We start from the raw sequence: 19,247 nt of genomic DNA, 5'->3' as shown, positions 1-19,247 counted from the left end.
ATGCCCAGGAAGCCCGACCCGACGCTCAAGCCCGCGATCGTCGAGAAGGTCGCGCAGCACCTGCTCGACACCAAGCTCGAGGACGTCTCCGTCCGCAGCCTCGGCCGGGTCCTCGGCACGAGCGCGTACCCGATCGTGTACCACTTCGGCTCGCGGGAGTCCCTGATCCAGGCGGTGGTCGACCACCTCGAGGCCGACGTGGTCGATCTCGTCCTCGATCCCGAGGGCGACACCGACGCACTGGGCCGGCACCTCGTCACGGTGTTCGGCGGACTGGACTCCCCCGAACGCGCACTCGCCGCGCGGCTGACGTTCGAGCTCGGCTGCGTGGAGTCCATCGACGGGCGGGATCGCGAACGGCGATCGTTCCGGCGTCGGATCGCGGAGATCGCTGCCTGGTGCACCGCGCACGGCGCCTGCCCGGACACCGCCGAGCGCACGGCACGCGCCGCCGTCGGTGCCGCACGTGGCGTGCAGTGGGGCGCCCTCGTCGACCCGGCCGGCACGGACGTCGACGGCGCACTCCGGGCGATCGCGCTCGAGGTGTCCGTCGGCTCCCTCGCCACCGCCTGACGGCGCCCGTCCGCCCGCCGGTAGGTCACACAGGATCGATGAACCGCCGGCAGACGCGTGCCGGTCAGCCCACCCGCGGCCACCAGCCGACGCCTGCCACCCGACCGCGCGCGACCGCCAGACTGCGCACGGCGACCAGACGACGGACGGGAGGCGCGGTGCCAGCTGGCACCGCGCCTCCCGTCCGTGGGCCGGTCACCGTGGTGACCGACGTCGCGTCACAGGGTGACGAACGACTGCGCCTTCGCGTTCGCGAAGCGGGCCGCCACGTTCTCCCAGTCGACGATGTTCCACACGGCCTTGACGTAGTCCGCCTTGACGTTGAGGTAGTCGAGGTAGAAGGCGTGCTCCCACATGTCGAGCATGAAGATCGGGACGACGCCGAGCGGGACGTTGGCCTGCTGGTCGAAGAGCTGGAACGTGACCAGCTTCTGGCCGACCTGGTCCCACGCGAGGACGGACCAGCCGGAGCCCTGGATGCCGTTCGCGACCGCAGCGAACTGCGCCTGGAACTGCTCGAAGGAGCCGAAGAACTCGTCGATCGCCGCGGCGAGCTCACCCTCGGGGACCTTCGTGTCCGGGCCGAGGTTGGTCCAGAAGATCGAATGGTTGACGTGCCCGCCGAGGTGGAAGGCGAGGTCCTTCTCGAGCTTGTTGATCGCACCGAAGTTGCCCGACTCACGAGCCTCGCCGAGCTGCTGCAGCGCGGTGTTGGCACCGGTCACGTAGGCCTGGTGGTGCTTGTCGTGGTGCAGCTGCATGATCTTGCCGCTGATGTGCGGCTCGAGGGCGGCGTAGTCGTACGGCAGGTCGGGCAGGGTGTACTCAGCCATCGGAGGTCCTTTCGTTCGTGGTTGTCGGACGGTGCTCCGCGGCTCAGGAGAGCCGGGAACGTTCGGAGAGGGAGTGGAACTCCCGGTTGTGGTAGACCAGCGGCTCGCCGTGCTCGCGGCCGACGACGATGTCGAGGACCTCGGCGACGACCACGGTGGACGAACCGATCTCGGTCGTCGAGCGAGGCCGGCAGCGCAGGGCGGTGGCCGCGGCCGGCAGGTAGCGCTCACCCGTGGGCAGGGTGCCCCACATCGGGTCGTCGGCCGCCGGGCTGCCGGTCGCGGCGAAACGCTTGGCGAGTCCGACGCTCAGCGAGTCGACGAGGTGCACGACGAAGACGTCGGCGCCGAGCACGACCCCCGCGGAGCCGGACTTCGTGGAGAGCGAGAACACCAGGACGGGCGGGTCGACCGCGACGCTCGCGACGCTCGACGCGGTGAGACCGGTGGGCCCGTCGGGTCCCTCGGCGGTGATGACCGCGACACCGGCGGGGTGTCCGCGGAAGGCGGCCTTGTACGCGTCGGCGGTCGTGGCCGGGGCTTCGTCGGGCATGGCAGTCGTGGGGTTCCTCCGGGGTGGGGTGGGCCGCGGCTGCGCGGCCACGTCCCAACGTAGGACTTCAACCGTGGTTCAGGTCAACGATTCCCAGGTTCGTCCGATCCCGGGCGCGCCGGAGGAGGCGCCGGAGGGGGCTCGGTCGCGCCGGAGCCTACCCGGGGCCTTTCGATGGAGCAGAAGACGTCGGGTGGCGGTCACCGACCCGACGTCTTCTGCTCCACAGAGTGTGCGCGAGCAAGCACGGGACCACGCAGGACCGCCCGCGCCGGTCGCGCGCCGTCGGGTCAGTCGCGCTTGAGCATGACGACCGAGGCGGCCGCGGCGACGAGCATGAGCACCGCGGCGACGCCCGCCGTGATCGTCACGCCGGAGTCGAACGCCGACCGGGCGCTCTCGAGCAGCGCCTGCCCGGCCGTGCCGCCGAGGCCCTGCGCCGCCGACACCGCGCCGCCGAGGGTCTCCTGCGCCGCCGTGTGCGCCGACCCGCTCAGGCCACCGGGCACCACGACGTGCGCCCGGTAGGCGGTCGCGAGGATGGTGCCGAGCACGGCCGTCCCGAGGACCGCGCCGATCTCGTACGCCGTCTCGGACACCGCCGACGCCGCACCGGCCTTGTCCGCGGGCGCCGTCGAGATGATGAGGTCGTTCGTGACCGTCTCGGACGCCCCGATCCCGATGCCGAGCAGCACGAACGCGAACGCCAGGGCGACCACCGACGCGTGGTGCCCGAGGACCGAGACCATCGCGTACGCCGCGGCCGAGAACGTCAGCGACACCGCGACGACCCACCGCGGGGCCACCCGGGCGACGATCGGCACGACGACGAGTCCGGCGACGATCGTGAGCACCGACCCGGGGATGAGCACCATCCCGGAGGCGAACGGGTCGAGCCCGGCGACGAGCTGCAGGTGCTGCGCGATGAAGAACAGGAAGCCGGTGAGCGAGAACATCGCCGCCATGTTCATGAGCACGCTGCCGCTGAAGGCCGTGCTCCGGAACAGCCGGAGGTCGAGCATGGGCGTGCGCGACCGGAGCTGCCGGCGGACGAACGCGATGCCGCAGAGCACGCCGACGGCGAGCATCGCGATCGCGAAGCCGCGCTCCTCGGGGTGCACGACCGACTTGATCGCCCAGGCGATCGGCGCGAGCGTGCCGAGCGAGAGCAGCATGCTCGGGACGTCGACGGGCCCCGGCGCGGGGTCGCGGGACTCCGGCACGAAGAACGGCACGCCGACGAGCACGAGCACGAGGATCGGGACGGCGACCAGGAAGACGCTGCCCCAGTGGAAGTGCGCCAGGAGCACACCGCCGACGAGCGGGCCGAGGGCGTTGCCGGCGGCGAACATCGTCGACCAGACGGCGAGCGCCATCCGCCGCTCCCCCGCGACGGTGAACACGTTGCGGATGATCGAGAGCGTGGCCGGCATGAGCATGGCACCGAACACGCCCATCGCGATGCGGGCCGCGACGAGCATCCAGGCCTCGGTCGCGAACGCGGCGGCGACGGAGAACAGCGCGAACCCGGTCGCGCCGACGACGAGGATCCGGCGGCGTCCGATCCGGTCGCCGATGCTGCCCATGACGACGAGGAGACCGGCGAGGACGAGCGGGTAGGCGTCGACGATCCAGAGCTGCGTGGTCGCGCTCGGGTCGAGGGCGCGGGCGATCGTCGGCAGCGCGAAGCTCAGGACGGTGTTGTCCACCGAGATGAGCAGGACGGGCAGCATCAGCACGGCGAGCGCGGCGAACCGTCGGGCGCGGCTGCCGGTGACGGCGGTGGCGACGGGGCTGGTGAGCAGTGCGGACACGGTGACTCCCTGGGGGTTCGAGCCGGACCAGGTCGACGGCGGAGCAGACGAGACGGGGCGCGGTGTCGACACGCGCCTCGTCAGGACTCCGTAAGTGTACCGTCTGGACGGTGTTGGTTGCAAATGCAACCGAACGGCGGACGGGAGGCCCGTGGCGGCGCCGCCACGGGCCTCCCGTCCGCCTCGTGGTCACCCTGCGGACGCGGGTCGCTCAGGCGGACTCGCGCACCAGCAGGCGGTGGCGCACGGTGCGCTGCACCGACGTACCGGAGCGCGGCAGCTCCCCCGCGAGCATGCCGAGGGCGAGGTCGAGCGCTTCGCGCGCGACCTCGCCGAGGTCGACCGCCAGGGTGGTCAGGGTGGGGGCGACGAGCGTGCCGACCGCGAGCCCGTCGACGCCGACGACACGGACGCGTCCGGGCACGTCGACACCGGCCCGACGGCACGCGGCGAGGACGCCGAGCGCCATCACGTCGTTGAACGCGACCACCGCGTCGACAGCGGGGAACCGTTCGAGCGCCCGCGCGGCCATCGCGGCTCCGTGCTCGGACGTCGACGCCTCGGCGATCGCGATCTCCGGGCGGTGCCCACGGCGCCGGAGTGCGTCGAGCACGAGGAGCCCGCGACTGCTCGGACGGCCGGTGTGCGAGGCGTCGACGATCACCGGGTGCCGGACCCCCGTGGCCGTCAGGTGGTCGGCGAGGTCCTCGACGGCCGACGCCGGGTCGATGCGGACGGCGCCGCGGAGGACCTCGCCGGCGGGGTCGAGCTCGACCACGGGGACCGTGCCGAGCCGCTCGATCCACTCGGGCGCGCGGATGCCGAGGTACCCGATCACCACGTCGGTCTGCGCCCCGAGGGCCTGCACCGCGCGGTCGGAGTCCCCCGCGAGCCCGACGTCGGCGAGCATCACGTTCCACCCGCGGGCCGCCGCCAGGCCGAGCACCGCGGCCGCGAGCTCGGGCGAGTAGGGGTTCCGGAGGTCGTTCACCACGAGGCCGAGCTGACGGTCACCGCCGGTGACGAGCCCGCGGCCGAAGCGCGACGGCCGGTAGTGCAGGGCCGACGCGGCGGCCAGGACGCGCTCCTTCGTCGCCGCGCTGATGCCGTACATGCCGTTCATCGCACGGGTCACGGTCTGACGAGAGACCCCGGCAGCCGCGGCGACGTCGTGGATCGTGGCGCGGGTGGCCGACCGCCCCGCGGACGCGTCGGCGCCTGCTGCTTCGTCTGCTGCTGCTCCGTCCGCTGCTGCTTCGTCCGCGGGGTGGGTGGTGTCGGTCGCGCCGGGGGGCGTGGTGTCGGTCACGTTCGGGTCGTGCTGTCGGCCGGGCGCCGCGGTCAGGCGCGCAGGTCCAGCCAGGCGACCTGCTCGGGGCTCAGCTCGACGGACAGTCCGGTCATCGACGAACGGGCCTCCTCGATGGTGCGCGGACCGAACAGCGGGAAGGTCGGGAACGGCTGGTGCAGCACGTACGCCAGGGCGATCGCGGTCGCGGGCACGCCGTGCTGCGCGCCGAGCTCGCGTGCGCGGCGGAGGCGCTCGAAGTTCTCGTCCGAGTAGTAGCAGCGCACGAGCTCCGGGTCGCTCGTGTCGCCGGGAGCGGCACGGCCGGTGAAGAACCCGCGGGCCTGGGACGACCACGGCAGGAGCGGGACCTGTCGTTCCTCGAGCCAGCGCTTCGACTCCGGGTCGGTCGCGTGGCGGCAGCCGGCCCACGGCACGTCGTACGCCTCGGCGAGACCGAAGTGGTTGCTGAGGACCTCGAACCCGTGCTTGCCGTTCGCCCGGGCGTACTCGTTCGCCTCGTCGAACCGGGCGGTGCTCCAGTTCGAGCCGCCGAACACCCGGATCCGACCGGCGCGGCGGTGCTCGTCGAGCACGTCGACGAACTCCCCGACCGGCACGTCCTCGTTGTCCCGGTGCATCATGTAGACGTCCGCGTGGTCCGTGCCCTGGCGCTCGAGGCTCTCGAGCAGCTGCCGGGTGAGCGACTCCGGGTCGCAGTACGGGGTGTGGGCGCCCTTGGTGATGACGACCACGTCGTCCCGGATGCCGCGGTTCTCGATCCACTTGCCGAGCCGACCCTCGAGCACGCCGCCGCCGTAGACGTAGCCGGTGTCGAAGACGTTGCCGCCCTGCTCGACGAACATGTCGAAGAGCGCGCTCGCGTGAGCGAGGTCGGGCTGGTTGTCGACACCCATGACCAGCCGGGACATGCGCTTGCCGACGCCGGGGACCTCGCCGTACCGCATCGGGGCGTCGTCGCGGACGCGCAAGGGGGCACCGCTCACCGTGGGGATGTCGGCCGTCTCCGCCTCGAACGGGTAGCGCAGGCCGATCGCGGCGCGCCAGCGGTCGAGCGTGCGGGCGGTCGCGAGCGTCTCGTCCAGGGTCATCTGCGATGCCTCGACGGCTCCGGCGCGCAGGGCGTCGGTCGTCGCGTCGGCCTCGCGGGCGTAGGGGTGCTCGCCGGCGAAGGAGATGGTGCGGGGCTCCTCGTCGACGGTGCTGACCGTGATCGTCGGGTCGGCCGACAGCGTCCACGGGTCGGCGAGGACGATGCGGCCGCGGCTGCCGTGGACGGTCACCGCGTTGTCGTCCTGCAGGTGCACGCCGGTCCGGACGCTCGCCGTGATGCCGCCGCGGTAGGTCAGCTGCGCGACCGTCCACTCGTCGACCCCGGTGGGGCCGAGGGTCCCGGTGGCCGTCAGGTCGACCGGCTCGGCGACGGCGACACCGGTCGCCGCCTGGACGATCGCGGCGGACATCGTGACCGGGTACCCGCCGACGTCGAGGATGCCGCCGCCCGCCGTCGCCGGGTCGTACAGTCGACCGCTGCGCTCGCCCGTGCGGAACGCGAAGGACGCGTCCACGTGCAGGACGTCGCCGATCGCACCCTGTCGGACGAGGTCGAGGAGCGCCGCGGTCTGCGGGTGGAAGCGGTACATGTAGGCCTCGACGAGGGGCAGACCCGCCTGGCGTGCGGCGTCGACGAGCGCCATCGCGGTGCCGTGGTTCGGGGCGAGCGGCTTCTCGCAGAGCACGGCCTTGCCGGCGGCGAGGGCGCGGAGCACGAGGTCGGCGTGGCCGGTGTGCACCGTCGAGACGTAGACGGCGTCGACCCGGTCGTCCGCGAGCACCCCGGCGTGGTCGACCGCGGCGACGTCGGCGAACCCGTGCTCGGCGGCCTCGTCGGCGAAGGCCTGCGCGCGCTCCGGAGACGAGCTCCCGGCGGCCACGAGCGTGCCGGTGCTCGCAGGCAGCTGCGACAGGAAGCGGCGGGCGATGCTGCCGGGGCCGAGCACCGCCCATCCGGGCCGGTCGGCGCCCGTGGACGGCGTGGTCGAGGGGGTCGCGGTCTGCGCTGACATGCGGTTCCTGTTCGTGCGGTGGGCCGTGCGGTCGCTGCGACGCTACCCACCGCCGAGCGCGTGGACAAGGAGTTCGTGAACGTTCACGGAACCGGCCGTTCGTCGGCGTGCGGGCGGTTGCCTAGACTCGTGCGCATGGCAAGCGCCCGAGACCGTGTCCTGGACAGCTTCGTCGCCATCGTGTGCGAGGAAGGCGAGCGTCCGGCGACCCTCGACGCCGTCGCCGCGCGGGCGGGCGTCTCGAAGGGTGGACTGCTGTACCACTTCGGCTCGAAGGCAGCCCTGGTGGAGGGGCTGTGCGAGCGGCTGTCCGACCTCGGGGCGATCGACGTCGAGCGGATGCGCGAGGCCGAGGACGGCGCCGCGCGCTACTTCGTGCGGAACTGCCTGTTCGTCGGCAGCGAGCTCGACCTCGCCCTCCTGGCGGCCAGCCGGCTGCAGCAGGCCGGGTACGAGGAAGCCGGCCGGACCCTCGACGACACCGAGAACGCATGGCTCGAGACCCTCGTCGACGAGCTCGGCGACGCGCCCACCGCGCAGGCCGTCAAGCTCCTCGGCGACGGGCTGTACCACCAGGCCTCCCTCGGCGCGGTGACCGGCTCCGAGGTCCGGCCGAACCGCGGCACCGTCGACATGGAGACGCTGCTCGCCGTCGTCGACCGCCTCATCGCCACCCGCCCCGCTGCGTGAACCGGCGCCCCGTCGTCGGGGCGTGCACCGGCCCCGGCCGACCTGGGGATAGACTGGTCGGGATCCACCCGCTCGAACCGGAGGTACCACCGTGGGCCGCGTCATCGCCGCTTTCTTCTCGATCCTGCTGCTGCTGGTGTCGATGTACCTGTTCGGGTTCGCGTTCCAGGTGCAGTCCGGCCAGGCGTTCGTCTTCATGGGTGGCCTGCTGCTCATGTCGCTCTCGTTCTACCTGCCGATCCACGTCTTCGGCAAGCGCTGACCTCCGCGCCCCCGGCGCTCGTCAGGACGGCCCCGCACCGATCGGTGCGGGGCCGTCCTGCGTCTGCCCGGCTGTCGCGCTCCGCGTCCGCCGGTCGCGCTGCGCCCGACGGCCGGCGTCGAACCACGGAGCCGACGTCGAACCACCCCCCACAGCTGGTTCGACGTCGGTTCCCTGGTTCGACGCGGCGTCGCCCCTACCCCAGCGGCGTCGGCAACGGCTCCACGGCCGGGACCGGGACCACGGCGGCGGCGCGGCGCAGCTGACCGATCCGGGCAAGGGCACCCGCGACCGCGGCCGCGATGCCGAACGGCACCGCGTAGACCAGCCCGAACAGGAGCGCGTCGGCACGGAACGGGGCCGTGTACGAGGTCGCCCCCGCGATCACCTCGATCATCACCGCGGCGGTGAGCCCGGCCGTCACGGCCGTCCATCCGACGTGTGCCGCGTCCGAGTCCACCCGCCGCAGGCACCGGCCGACCCCGTACGTCACCGGCAGGACGACGATCGCCGCCCCGAGCGCCGGCAGCGCCGAGGTGAGCGGGACGGCGACCGCCCACCACAGGACCGACCAGTCGAGGCCTCCGTTCCCGGGGCCGAGGACGACGACCTGCATCGCAGCGAGGGTGACGGCCGGCAGCGTCACGAGGACCAGCCAGCCGTACGCGCGGGCCTCGAGCTCGACGGACTCGGCGACGGTCCAGCCGCGCTGCGGTCCGGCGGTCACGCGTCCCGCCCGGCGACGATGCCGACGATCTCGGTGACCGTGCGGCGGAAGGGCCGGACGCGGAGCATCGGCAGGGCGAAGCGGAGCACCCCGAGGGCCGTGTCGACGAGCCGGTCCGTCCGACGCTGGTCGGGCGAGGTGTCGTACACCCAGAACAGCGTGACGAGCAGGTAGGCGGTCCAGAGGGCCCGCGGCAGGTCCTCGCCGAGCGGCGCGGGGAGCTTCGTACGGGAACCGTCGACGGCCTGACGGAAGAGCCCGAGCACGACGTCGCGCGCCGGCGCGGACTCCGGCGACATCGGGTTGTTCGGGGACCCGGGCGCGATCGCGGTCGTCAGGAACTGCGGCGCGATCCCGTGCCAGGACCGCAGGTTCGCCAGGCCCGTCCGCACGACGACCCCCACGCGGTCGGCGAGCTCCTCGACGCCCTCGAGCTCCGGAGTGGCTCGGACGACGTGCTCGTGCTGCACCTCGACGTAGAGCTCCTGGACGAGGTGGTCCTTCGTCGGGAAGTGGTAGTAGGCGTTGCCGACCGACAGCCCGGCCTCGTCCGCGATCCCCCGCATGGTCGTGCCGTCGTACCCGTGTTCGCGGAGGGACCGGATCGCCACCTCTCGGATCCTGGCGCGGGTGCGGTCGCGCTTCGTCATCGGCACCGCATCATTTTCGAACATGTTCAAAACCTACACCCCGGACCGCTCCCGGGCACAACGACGACGAGCACCCCGCACGAGGTGTGCGGAGTGCTCGTCGGGTGGGTCGGGTGGTCAGCCGGCCATCTGGCGCAGGCTCCGGAGGGACACAGCCGTGGCGATCGCGGCGTGCGCGGCCTCGGCTCCCTTGTCCTCCTTCGACCCGGGCAGGCCGGCGCGGTCGAGGCCCTGCTGTTCGTCCTCGAGCGTCAGCACGCCGAAGCCGACGGGCTTGCCGGTGTCGATCGCCACCCGGGTCAGGCCGCTCGTCGCCGCGTCCGAGACGAACTCGAAGTGCGGGGTCCCGCCGCGGATGATCACCCCGAGGGCGACGACCGCGTCGAAGCCGGACTCGAGCGCCGCCTTCGCGACGACCGGCAGTTCGAAGCTCCCCGGAACGGGAACGACCTGCGCCGTCGCGCCGAGCCGCTGCACCTCGCGCTGGGCGCCGGCGAGCAACCCGCCCGCGATCGTCTCGTGCCACTGCCCGGCGACGATCGCCACCCGGACGCCCGTCCCGTCGACGTGGTCGCGCTCCGCGGCTCCTGCTCCGCTCATCGTGTGGTCCCTTCGGTGGACGCGACGTCCGTCGCTGCCCGGTCGGCCGCGTCGAGCCAGTCGACGAGTGCGGCGATGGTGATGACGGGCACGCCCTCGCGTGCCCCGAGTTCGACGAGCTGCGGCAACCGCATCATCTCGCCGTCGTCGCCGACGATCTCGCAGATCGCCGCGGCGGGCCGGAGCCCTGCCGCGGTGACGAGCTCGATCGAGGCCTCGGTGTGCCCGGCGCGCTCCCGGACCCCACCTGGTCGCGCGCGCAGCGGGACGACGTGCCCCGGACGGTGCAGGTCGTCCCGCACGGACGTCGGGTCCGCGAGCACCCGGAGCGTCCTGGCGCGGTCGTGCGCGCTGATGCCGGTCGTGACCCCGACCGCGGCGTCGACGGTGACCGTGTAGGCGGTGCCCCGGACGTCCTCGTTGTGCGCGACCATCGGCGGCAGGTCGAGCGCGTCCGCGATGTCCGCGCTGACCGGCGCGCAGATGAACCCGGACGAGTGCGCCACGGTCCAGGCGATCCACTCCGGCGTCGCGAGCTCCGCGGCGAGGACGACGTCGCCTTCGTTCTCGCGGTGCTCGTCGTCCGCCACGATCACGGGCCGACCCGCCGCGATGGCCGCGACGGCGTCCTCGACCGAGGAGAGACCCCGGGTCGCGGACGGGCCCGAACCAGCCGCGGACGGGCCGGAGCCCGCCACGGGCGCGCCGGAGTCGGCCACGGGCACGGGCACGACGTGGGCGGCGTCGAGGGCACTCACCGTGCCTCCAGGGCGGGTTCCGCGGCGACCGCCGCGTCGAGCCGGAGCATGCGCCGGACGTGGCGGGCGAGGACGTCGGTCTCGATGTTCACGCGGTCGTCGGGGACGCGTTCCCCGAGGGTCGTCGCGGTGAGCGTCTCGGGGATCAGGCTGACCTCGAACCAGGCGGACGCCGGGTCGGTGGTCTCGTCGGAGACGGCGCTGACGGTGAGCGAGACGCCGTCGATCGCGACCGAGCCCTTGTCGACGACGAGCGGGCTGAGGTCCGGTGCGAGCGAGAACCGCACGCGCCGCCACCCGTCGCCGTCGTTCGTCGACAGGACGGTCGCGGTGCCGTCGACGTGCCCCTGCACGATGTGGCCGCCGAGCCGGTCGCCGACCGAGGCCGCGCGCTCGAGGTTCAGGCGGTCCCCCACGGCGAGCGAGCCGTGCGCGCTCATGTCGAGGGTCTGCGCCATGACGAAGGCCGTGAAGGTGTCGTCGGTCCGCTCGACCACGGTCAGGCAGACGCCGCTCGTGGCGATGGAGTCGCCGTGCCGGGCGTCCGCGACCACGACCGGTCCGCGGACGGTGAGCGCGACGGAGTCGCCGTGCTGCTCGACGGCGGTGACGGTGCCGAGTTCCTCGATGATGCCGGTGAACACTGGTGTCCTCTCAACGGGACTCCGGGTGTGCTCGACGGACGTCGGCATCGGCGGGAGGGGACGACGGATCGCCCTGCCCGCCAGCGCTTCCTCCCATCCGGACTCTCACCGTCGGTCCCGGAGTCCCACCGGGTCAACCTCGGTCGGGCGTACCCGACGTCAGCTCGTGGACTGTCACCACCGGTTCGGAATTGCACCGACCCCGGAGCGCTTGCGTACCCCGAACCATACCCCACCCCACCGGCACGACGTCCGGCCGGTTGCGCGGTGTGACGTGGCGGGACTGGGTGGGCCGGAGAACGCGGGCGCGAGACGGCTCGGAGTCACCGAGACGCCCCCGGATCCGGCGGCGTCTCGCGCACAAGGCGGCGTCTCGCGCACACGGCGGCGTCTCGACAGCTCGGCGGCGCCTCGACAGCTCGGCGGCGCCTCGGCAGGGCGGGACCGTCCCGTCGTGTGGGGGCGGGACGGACGGGAGGATCGTGGCGGGGCCCGCCACGATCCTCCCGTCCGTCGTCGCGGACCGCCCGTCAGCCGCGACCGCGCACCAGGGCGACCGCCTGCCGGAGCGACAGGTCGGGCAGGTACGCCCGCACGACCGCGATGCCGATCGACGGCAGCGCGACCGGGTCCGGGTATGCGAGCACGAGCGGGTGCAGGTCCGGACCGAACTTCGCCTTGAACCGCAGGAGCGACCGGAACCCGTAGACCGGCTCGAGCACCCCGCCGACCAGGTCGAGCAGGTTCTGCACGCCGTCGCTCGACGGCGGTGCGTCCCCCGACGACGCGAGCGGCGCCGCGGACAGGCTGAGCCGCTCGACGCCGTCCTCGCGCATCCGGTCCGCGGCGCTGGCGACCAAGAACTCCATCACGCCGTTCGGGGCCGCGGCGGTGCGGCGCATCACGTCGAGGGTCCAGCCGACCACGCGCCCCTCGCGGAACGTGGGCAGCCAGCTCGTCACCGCGAGGACCGTGCCCTCGGCGTCGAGCGCGACCAGGGTCCGGACGGCCGGGTCGCGCATCTCGTCGATCCCGCCGAGCGTGAAGCCCATCTCCGGCAGCTCACGCTCGGAGACCCACTCCTCGGAGATCGCCTCGATCTGCCGGGTGGTGGCCACCGGCAGGTTCTGCCACGACGACCACAGCGCGGTGATGCCCTCGCGCTTCGCCTTGTTCACCGAGGTGCGGACGTCTTGCTTCTTCTTGCCGGTGGTCGTCCACGTGCGGGGGTCGAAGTCGGCGTCCTCGGCGACGGGGAGCGTCGCCCAGCCCTGCCCCGTGAGGTGCTCCGCCGCGGTGGCCTCGATGCCGTAGAACACCGCGGTCCACCCGTTGTCGTCGCAGTACCGGGCGAACTCGGTCATCGCCCGGTCGCGGGCGTCCGGCCACCCGAACGGCCCGCCGACCGTCACCGCGACCCGGCCGTTGCGCCGGAACGCGACCCCGGCGCGGCCGTCGGCGGCGAACCAGTAGGCGTTGCCCTGCCACGTCGTCATCCACCCGAAGGTGTCGCCGCCCGCCGCCTCCAGGAGTGCGCGGGCGCGGGCGCGGTCCACGCCGACCTCGTCGGTGTCGAGCGCGTGCGGCGCGGCGCCGGTCGGCCGGATCGCGGCGAGCGCGGTGACGGTCCACAGCAGGGGGCCGGAGACGCCGAGCACGAACCGGAGCGCGGGGTCCATCGCGGGCAGCCGGTCCCAGAACGTCACCGGGGACAGCGGGCCGAGCACGGCGATCACCAGGCGGAAAGGGTCGGGGACCCGCTGGGGCGACGAGGCCGCGGTGACGAGCACGACCACGACGATGACCGCGGCGGCCGCGAGCACGACGACCGCGAAGGTGGCGATGCGACGACGGGACGGCAGCACCGTGAACGACCGGCGCAGGACGACGAGCACGAGCGCGGTCGCGAGCGGCACGACGATGGACGCGGCGATCGACAGGTCCACCACGACCAGGTTCTCCGACGCGTGCAGCTGCTGGACCCGACCGGGGACGGCACTGTAGGTGACCGCCGCGGCGATCGCGGTGACCAGGTCGACGGCGACGACGAGCCAGACCGCGAAGCGGCTCCCCCGGAACAGCCCGAGACCGCCCACGACCAGGACGAGCAGCGGTGCGACGGCGAGCAGGAGGGTCCACGGGTCGGTCGCCCGGTAGTCGAGGAGCCCGCGGAGGCACGTGTCCACGGCACCGTCGGCGTGGCAGCCGCGGACCGGGGTGACCGGGCCGGCCCCGACGACCGCGGCGAGCGGCGCGAGGAGTCCGACGCGGGCGCGCGACACGAGCGCGATGACCGGGCCGATCGCGGACACGAGCACGACGGTCCCGAGGAGCACCCGGGTCTCGCGGTGCGAGCTGCGCACCCAGCCGATCCGGGCCGGACCGCTCCGGAGCATCGTCCCGAGGCCCCAGCCGACGACGGCCGCGAACGCGGCGTACAGGTCCGAGACGTGCCCGGCGTAGAGCAGGAGCGCCGCGACGACCGCGAAGGCGTTGACCCGGATGCGCCGACGCCAGAGCGGCCCGGCGAAGGCGCTCGCGGTGACGATCGTCCCGACCATCGCGGTCCACGGGTCGAAGCTCGTCGCCCGGCCGAGCAGGAGCGAACCGATCGGACGGCCGTCCGGGTCGAGGAACGCGGTGAGCGCGCCGAGGCCGGTGCCGACGACCGTCGTGACGACGAAGGCGGTGACCGTGCGCCACGGCCCCATCAGGCGCTCGGACGCGCCGAGCAGCACGACGACGCCGACGATCGTGGCGACGAGTGCGAGCAGGCCGGTCGACGCGGCGAAGACCCGGAGCGGCCCGAAGTGTGACGGCGTGATGCCGTGGGAGACCCGGAGGACCACACCGACCACCGAGGTCACGAGCACGAGCAGCACGACGACGGTGGTGACGGGGTACCGGCGGACCGTCCGGCCGACGGTCCGGGCGGCTGCGACGGTGGCCGCCTGGACCTTGCCGGGCATGCGCGGCTCCCGTGGTCCGGGGGCGCGCTCGGGGGACGCGCCCGGCGCGGTGCCGGAGTCCGGCGACGCCGTCGCCGTCTGGTCGTTCACAGGGTGCCTTCCGCTGCCGGGAGACCGAGGTGCGCCAGCACCGGGGGCAGCCCGTGCGCGAGCACGTACCGCACGGTGTTCCAGTCGTGGGCGGACCCGGGCGAGACGAAGGTCTGCGTCTGTATCCCGGCCCGCTCCGCGGCGGTCCGGAGCGTCTCGGTCGACGCCGTGTACGGGGCGTCGTCCTGACCGTAGCCGAAGACCGTGAGGTGGTCGCGGTACGGTGCGTGTGCCGCCATCAGGGCGACGGGCATCGCGGCGCGGTAGGCGGCGGCGTCCCCGCCGAACCCGAGCGCGATGGTCTGCTGCACGCTGCCGTTCTTCGGACCGATCTCGCTCGAGATCGCCAGGGCGGTACCGAACACGTCCGGGTGCGCGGCGGAGAGCTGCATCGCGCAGGTCGCCCCCTCGGAGAAGCCGGCGACGGCCCAGTGCGACGGGCCGCTCTCGACCGGCAGGTGCGACTGGATCCAGTCCACGGTGTCGGTCATGATGTACGTCTCGCTCCGGCCGAGTCGACGCGAGTCCAGGCACATCGGGTTGCGGTTCGGCGCCCCGAGCTGGTCCGGCGACACGACGATCGGCCCGAGGCCCTGGTGCGCCGCGGCGTAGCGGTCGAGGTACTGCCCCATGTTGCCGGTCTGGAACAGGTCGGCGGGCTGTCCGGGCTGCCCCGAGAAGGCGATGATGACGGGGAGCTTCGGCGGGTTCGCGACACGGGCCGCCGGCGGCAGCCACACCACGGCCTTGCGGGCGCGGAAGTGCGACACCGTGCCGGGGATCGCCACGCTGATCGTCTCGCCGGTCTTCGGCATGCCCGCCGGTGCCTGCCACCCGGAGAGGTCGGTCGCGGGGGTCGCCGAGCTGCTGCGCACCGGCAGCTTCACGGTCTTGTAGGGGCTCGTCGCGATGGCCTGCTGCACGTTCTTGTAGAAGCCGAAGTCGACGTTCACGCCGAGCCCGGCGGACAGGACGACCGCGGCCGCGGCGGCCACCGCCAGGCCTCGTCGGCGCCACCCGCCCTGGACGAGGACGACCAGGAGCAGGGCGACCCCGGCGAAGGCGAACGCGATCCACATCCGGGTGATCGGCGTGAAGGCGACGCCGAACAGGTCCTGCACGTCGCCCGTCCACCACACCGCGACGAGGCCGATCACGGCACCGAGCACACCGGCACCGACGCGGAACGCGAGCCGCCGTCCGCGGTGCCGTTCCCGCGCCGGTCCGACGAGGACCCAGGCCGCCAGGACGGCCGTGATGACGTAGACCGGGACGAGGACCGCCCGGCCGGTGATCGGGATGCGCAGGAGTTCGTGGAGCACGCTCTCATCGTGGCGCTCCCCCGCTGCCGCGGGGCCGCGCAAGCGCTTCCACTGCGCACAGGTTCGGTACCGAATGCTCCCAGGGAACGTCCGGTGTCGTCCAAGCCGGCGCTTCGACGGCGCACGGGTCGGAGGGGCACCGCGGACGGTGCCCCTCCTCGCCGTGGTGGTGTCAGCTGAGCCGCTTGCGCAGGACCAGCGCCCCGACTCCCGCCATCAGGAGCAGCAGCGCGACCGCCGCGGGCAGCGTCTGCGACGCGGCTCCGGTGTACGCGAGCTGCGGCTGTCCGGCCGGCGCCGTCGACGTGGTCGCGACGGTCGGACGGGAGGCGGTGGTCACCTCGGTCGCGGCGGCGACCGTGGTGGTCGTGGTCGCGACCGGCAGGGTGGTCACGACGGGCGTCGTGCCGTCGGTCCCGTTGCCGGGCGCGCCCGGGGTGCCGGGCGTGCCGGGCTCACCAGGGGTTCCCGGAGTGCCGGGCGTTCCGGGGGTGCCGGGCGTCCCGGGCGTTCCCGGAGTGCCGGGCTCACCGGGGGTGCCCGGGGTGCCGGGGGTGCCCGGGTCGGTCCCGCTGCCGGGGGTGGTGCTCGTGCCGTCACCGACGACGCCGATGCCGTTCCCGCCGATGGTGACCGGGATGCTGATCACGGGGACGATCTGCGTCCCGGACAGCAGGCCGCCGGCGCCGGAGGTCGTGCCACCCGCCGACGGGCTCGTGGAACCCGTGCCCGAGCCGGTCCCACCGGTCGAGGTCGACGTGCCGTCACCGACGATGCCGATCCCGTTGCCACCGATCGTCACCGGCAGGCTCACCACCGGCGACACCTGCGTGCCCGAACCGATGCCGTCCTGACCCGAGCTCGTACCACCGGCCGTCGGGGTCGTGGAACCCGTGCCCGAGCCGGTCCCACCGGTCGAGGTCGACGTGCCGTCACCGACGACACCGATCCCGTTGCCACCGATCGTCACCGGCAGGCTCACCACCGGCGACACCTGCGTGCCCGAACCGATGCCGTCCTCACCCGAGGTCGTACCACCCGCCGACGGCGCCGCCGGACCGGCGGGAGCCGCCGGGCCCGTGGCGGTCGACGTGCCGTCCCCGAGGAGCCCGATCCCGTTGCCGGTCACGGTCACCGGGACCGAGACGACCGGGGCGACCTGCGTGCCCGAGGCGACGCCGTCCTGACCCGACGTCGTCGGCTCGGCAGCGGGCGCCGCGGGTGCTGCGGGCGTCGGCGGTGCTGCGGGTGCCGGGGTCGGCGCCGTCGCGGTGGCGTCCCCGAGGACACCGACCGCGTTGCCGCCGACCGTGACCGGAGCGGTGACGTCACCGACGACCTGGGTGCCGGAGCCGATGCCGTCCTCGCCGGACGTCACGGGTGCCGGAGCGGCCGGAGCGGGAGCCGGAGCCGAAGCAGCCGGGGCGGGAGCGGCGGCCGGGGCCGGAGTGCTCGTGGTGGCGTCGCCGCCGACTGCGACCGCGGTGCCGGAGACGGCGACCGGGGCGGTGACCACCGGGGCCACCTGGGTCCCCGAGGCCACGCCGTCCGCGCCCGACGTGACGGGCGCAGGAGCGGGGGTCGAAGCCGCAGGAGCGGGGGCCGGAGCCGCGGGAGCGGGCGCCGCCGGGGCCGGAGCGGGCGCTGCCGGAGCGGGAGCGGAGACGGTGTCGCCGAGCACCCCGAGAGCGTTCCCGGCGACGGACACCGGGGCGCTCACGGACGGCGCGACCTGGGTGCCGGACAGGATGCCGTCCGCGCCGGAGGTCGTCGCGGCGTTCGCGGCCGCTGCCCCTCCGAGCGTCAGGCCTCCGAGGCAGAGGGCGAACCACAGCCCCCTGGAGACGTGCTTGTTCATGGTCGTGTCACTTCCTGATCGAGATCGTCACCGACCGCAGGTGCGGTCGGGTGGTGCGTGCCTGCCGTGCTGGACAGGCGCACCGACCTCAGTCAGGAGCGACGTCGTGGTCGCCGACGACCGACGCGGGGACCACGTCGTCGTCGAGCGTGCCGCGTGACCCCGCGGCGAGGGAGACCTGGGTGCCGACGGTGCCGTCGACGCCGACCGGTGCGGCACCGGCGGAACCGGAACCACTGCCGGAGCCGGAGCCCGTCGATCCGCCACCGACCGGCAGCGGGACGGCCCGGTCGCCGTCGGCGGGCACGCGGAGTGCGGTGCCGTCGACCGTGACCGACCCCGCGGCGCCCGTCGTGGCGTGCTCGGCGGCGACCGCACGGACGGTGACGATCGACGTCGTGCTCGCGGCCGGCTGGTCGCCGCTCGCGGGTCCGGCGCTCGCGGACGGCGCGGCCGCCGCGAGGACGACCGGACCGGCCGGATCCCCTGCGGACGCCGGTGCCGGCACCGCGACGGAGCTGCCGCCGGGGAGCGCCGGGGACGTCGGCACGGTCTGGCCGGGCACGGGGACGCCGGGCGTAGGAAGGGCCGGGACCGGGAGCGACGGCACGGGCAGCACCGGCGCGGGCATGGTCGGCAGCGGCAGGACGGCCTCGACCGGTCCGACGACGTCACCGACGGTGGCGGGGAGCGTGCCGACCGTCCCGCCGACGGAGTCGAGGGTGTCGTCGACCACACCCGTGACCGGACCGACGACCGTCCCCACGGTGTCGTCCCCGAGGAGCGTGCCCGTCAGCGGCAGCGCGCCGACGACGGTGTCGACGGCCTCGACGACCGCGGTCACCGGCCGGGCGTCGGTCACCGACTGCACGGTGCCGGTGACCGGCTCGAGGACGGATACGAGCGTGCCGGAGAGCGGCCGGGAGGCGGTGCTCGTCTCGGACACGTCCGGAGCCCCCGTTGTCGTCCCGACTCCGGCAGCAGCGGGTGCGGCAGGAGCGGGAGCAGCAGGTGCGGCAGCAGCAGGTGCGGCAGGAGCGGGTGCAGGAGCAGCGGGTGCCGCAGGAGCCGGCGCCGCAGGCGAGGAAGCAGCCGGCGCGGGTGCCGCCGCGGCGGGGGCAGGCGCGGCAGGAACGGGAGCGGGAGCAGCGGGAACGGGTGCGGCAGGGACCGGAGCCGGGGCAGGTGCGGCCGGAGCGGGCGCCGGAGCCGGCACGGCCTTCCGGACGGGCGCAACGGACTGGTCGACCACGGAGCCGACCTCGCCGGTGACGCCCTGGACGGTCCCGCCGAGGTCCTGCACGAGTCCACCGACGATGCCCCGCTGCTGCGGCGCTCCCTCGGCGGCAGCGGCCGGCCGGGCACCGAGCACGAGCGAGAGCAGCACGAGGGCAGCGGCGACCCCGACGCCCGCGAGGACGATCCGGAGCAGCGCGCGCCAGGGGTCGCGCAACGGCTGGTCCATGCGCTCACCTCCTGATCTCGGCTGCGCACGTAGAGTGGTTGGCCGGTACGGTACGCCGTCCCGC

Annotated in this window: 16 protein-coding genes, 1 pseudogene and 1 riboswitch; of the genes and pseudogenes, 3 read left to right on the top strand and 14 right to left on the bottom strand. The window is 73.9% G+C overall.

The window, feature by feature from the left end:
- On the top strand, positions 1-573 hold the full coding sequence (locus tag HUN58_RS13215) for a TetR/AcrR family transcriptional regulator (RefSeq protein ID WP_144804396.1): 573 nt from the start codon (positions 1-3) through the stop codon (positions 571-573).
- Positions 574-791: 218 nt separating this feature from the next.
- Here HUN58_RS13215 and HUN58_RS13210 read toward each other — a convergent pair whose 3' ends face one another.
- The 5 genes from HUN58_RS13210 to HUN58_RS13190 all read right to left on the bottom strand — a co-directional run bounded on the left by HUN58_RS13210 (position 792) and on the right by HUN58_RS13190 (position 7,148).
- Positions 792-1,406 (bottom strand): superoxide dismutase, encoded by a 615-nt coding sequence (locus HUN58_RS13210; protein ID WP_058742645.1) that lies wholly within the window; start codon positions 1,404-1,406, stop codon positions 792-794.
- 43 nt (positions 1,407-1,449) lie between these two features.
- Positions 1,450-1,959 carry a flavin reductase family protein gene (locus tag HUN58_RS13205; protein ID WP_058742644.1) on the bottom strand — a complete coding sequence of 170 codons (510 nt, stop codon included), beginning with the start codon at positions 1,957-1,959 and terminating at the stop codon, positions 1,450-1,452.
- 290 nt (positions 1,960-2,249) lie between these two features.
- Positions 2,250-3,773: an MFS transporter gene (locus HUN58_RS13200; RefSeq protein ID WP_180224902.1), complete on the bottom strand. Its 1,524-nt coding sequence runs from the start codon at positions 3,771-3,773 to the stop codon at positions 2,250-2,252.
- Positions 3,774-3,984: 211 nt separating this feature from the next.
- Positions 3,985-5,082, bottom strand: coding sequence for a LacI family DNA-binding transcriptional regulator (locus HUN58_RS13195; RefSeq protein ID WP_254631500.1), 1,098 nt, complete (start codon positions 5,080-5,082; stop codon positions 3,985-3,987).
- Between the two features lie 32 nt (positions 5,083-5,114).
- Entirely contained in the window at positions 5,115-7,148 is a 2,034-nt protein-coding gene (locus tag HUN58_RS13190; RefSeq protein WP_180224901.1) for an aldo/keto reductase, read from the bottom strand.
- A gap of 135 nt (positions 7,149-7,283) precedes the next feature.
- On the opposite strand from HUN58_RS13190, the gene HUN58_RS13185 reads away from it, so the two are divergent.
- A complete protein-coding gene (locus HUN58_RS13185) occupies positions 7,284-7,838 on the top strand; it encodes a TetR/AcrR family transcriptional regulator (RefSeq protein ID WP_058742641.1) in 555 nt (184 codons plus the stop codon).
- Between the two features lie 91 nt (positions 7,839-7,929).
- Positions 7,930-8,100 carry a hypothetical protein gene (locus HUN58_RS13180; RefSeq protein WP_174777903.1) on the top strand — a complete coding sequence of 57 codons (171 nt, stop codon included), beginning with the start codon at positions 7,930-7,932 and terminating at the stop codon, positions 8,098-8,100.
- Between the two features lie 196 nt (positions 8,101-8,296).
- Here HUN58_RS13180 and HUN58_RS13175 read toward each other — a convergent pair whose 3' ends face one another.
- The 9 genes and pseudogenes from HUN58_RS13175 to HUN58_RS20285 all read right to left on the bottom strand — a co-directional run bounded on the left by HUN58_RS13175 (position 8,297) and on the right by HUN58_RS20285 (position 19,183).
- Entirely contained in the window at positions 8,297-8,827 is a 531-nt protein-coding gene (locus HUN58_RS13175) for a hypothetical protein (protein WP_180224900.1), read from the bottom strand.
- Entirely contained in the window at positions 8,824-9,501 is a 678-nt protein-coding gene (locus HUN58_RS13170) for a TetR/AcrR family transcriptional regulator (RefSeq protein ID WP_180224899.1), read from the bottom strand. The genes HUN58_RS13175 and HUN58_RS13170 overlap by 4 nt, the downstream gene beginning before the upstream one ends.
- Positions 9,502-9,594: 93 nt before the next feature.
- Positions 9,595-10,077, bottom strand: a complete 483-nt coding sequence (ribH, locus tag HUN58_RS13165) for a 6,7-dimethyl-8-ribityllumazine synthase (protein ID WP_114849743.1) — start codon at positions 10,075-10,077, stop codon at positions 9,595-9,597.
- A 50-nt stretch (positions 10,078-10,127) separates the two neighbouring features.
- Positions 10,128-10,775, bottom strand: a pseudogene (ribB, locus tag HUN58_RS13160) (3,4-dihydroxy-2-butanone-4-phosphate synthase); the annotation flags it as partial.
- Positions 10,776-10,831: 56 nt separating this feature from the next.
- Positions 10,832-11,479, bottom strand: a complete 648-nt coding sequence (locus tag HUN58_RS13155; RefSeq protein WP_180224898.1) for a riboflavin synthase — start codon at positions 11,477-11,479, stop codon at positions 10,832-10,834.
- Between the two features lie 81 nt (positions 11,480-11,560).
- A riboswitch (FMN riboswitch) is annotated at positions 11,561-11,692 on the bottom strand.
- Positions 11,693-12,009: 317 nt separating this feature from the next.
- On the bottom strand, positions 12,010-14,538 hold the full coding sequence (locus HUN58_RS13150; protein WP_180224897.1) for a bifunctional lysylphosphatidylglycerol flippase/synthetase MprF: 2,529 nt from the start codon (positions 14,536-14,538) through the stop codon (positions 12,010-12,012).
- Complete coding sequence (locus HUN58_RS13145) at positions 14,535-15,860, bottom strand: esterase family protein (protein WP_254631499.1); 1,326 nt, start codon at positions 15,858-15,860, stop codon at positions 14,535-14,537. Before HUN58_RS13145 ends, HUN58_RS13150 begins: the two co-directional genes overlap by 4 nt.
- 172 nt (positions 15,861-16,032) lie before the next feature.
- Positions 16,033-17,718, bottom strand: a complete 1,686-nt coding sequence (locus HUN58_RS13140; RefSeq protein ID WP_180224896.1) for a hypothetical protein — start codon at positions 17,716-17,718, stop codon at positions 16,033-16,035.
- An 88-nt stretch (positions 17,719-17,806) separates the two neighbouring features.
- Positions 17,807-19,183 carry a hypothetical protein gene (locus HUN58_RS20285; protein ID WP_217488532.1) on the bottom strand — a complete coding sequence of 459 codons (1,377 nt, stop codon included), beginning with the start codon at positions 19,181-19,183 and terminating at the stop codon, positions 17,807-17,809.
- Positions 19,184-19,247: the final 64 nt, after the last annotated feature.

The sequence above is a fragment of the Curtobacterium sp. Csp1 genome (assembly GCF_013347185.1).
This window is presented reverse-complemented; position numbering and strand designations above follow the sequence as displayed.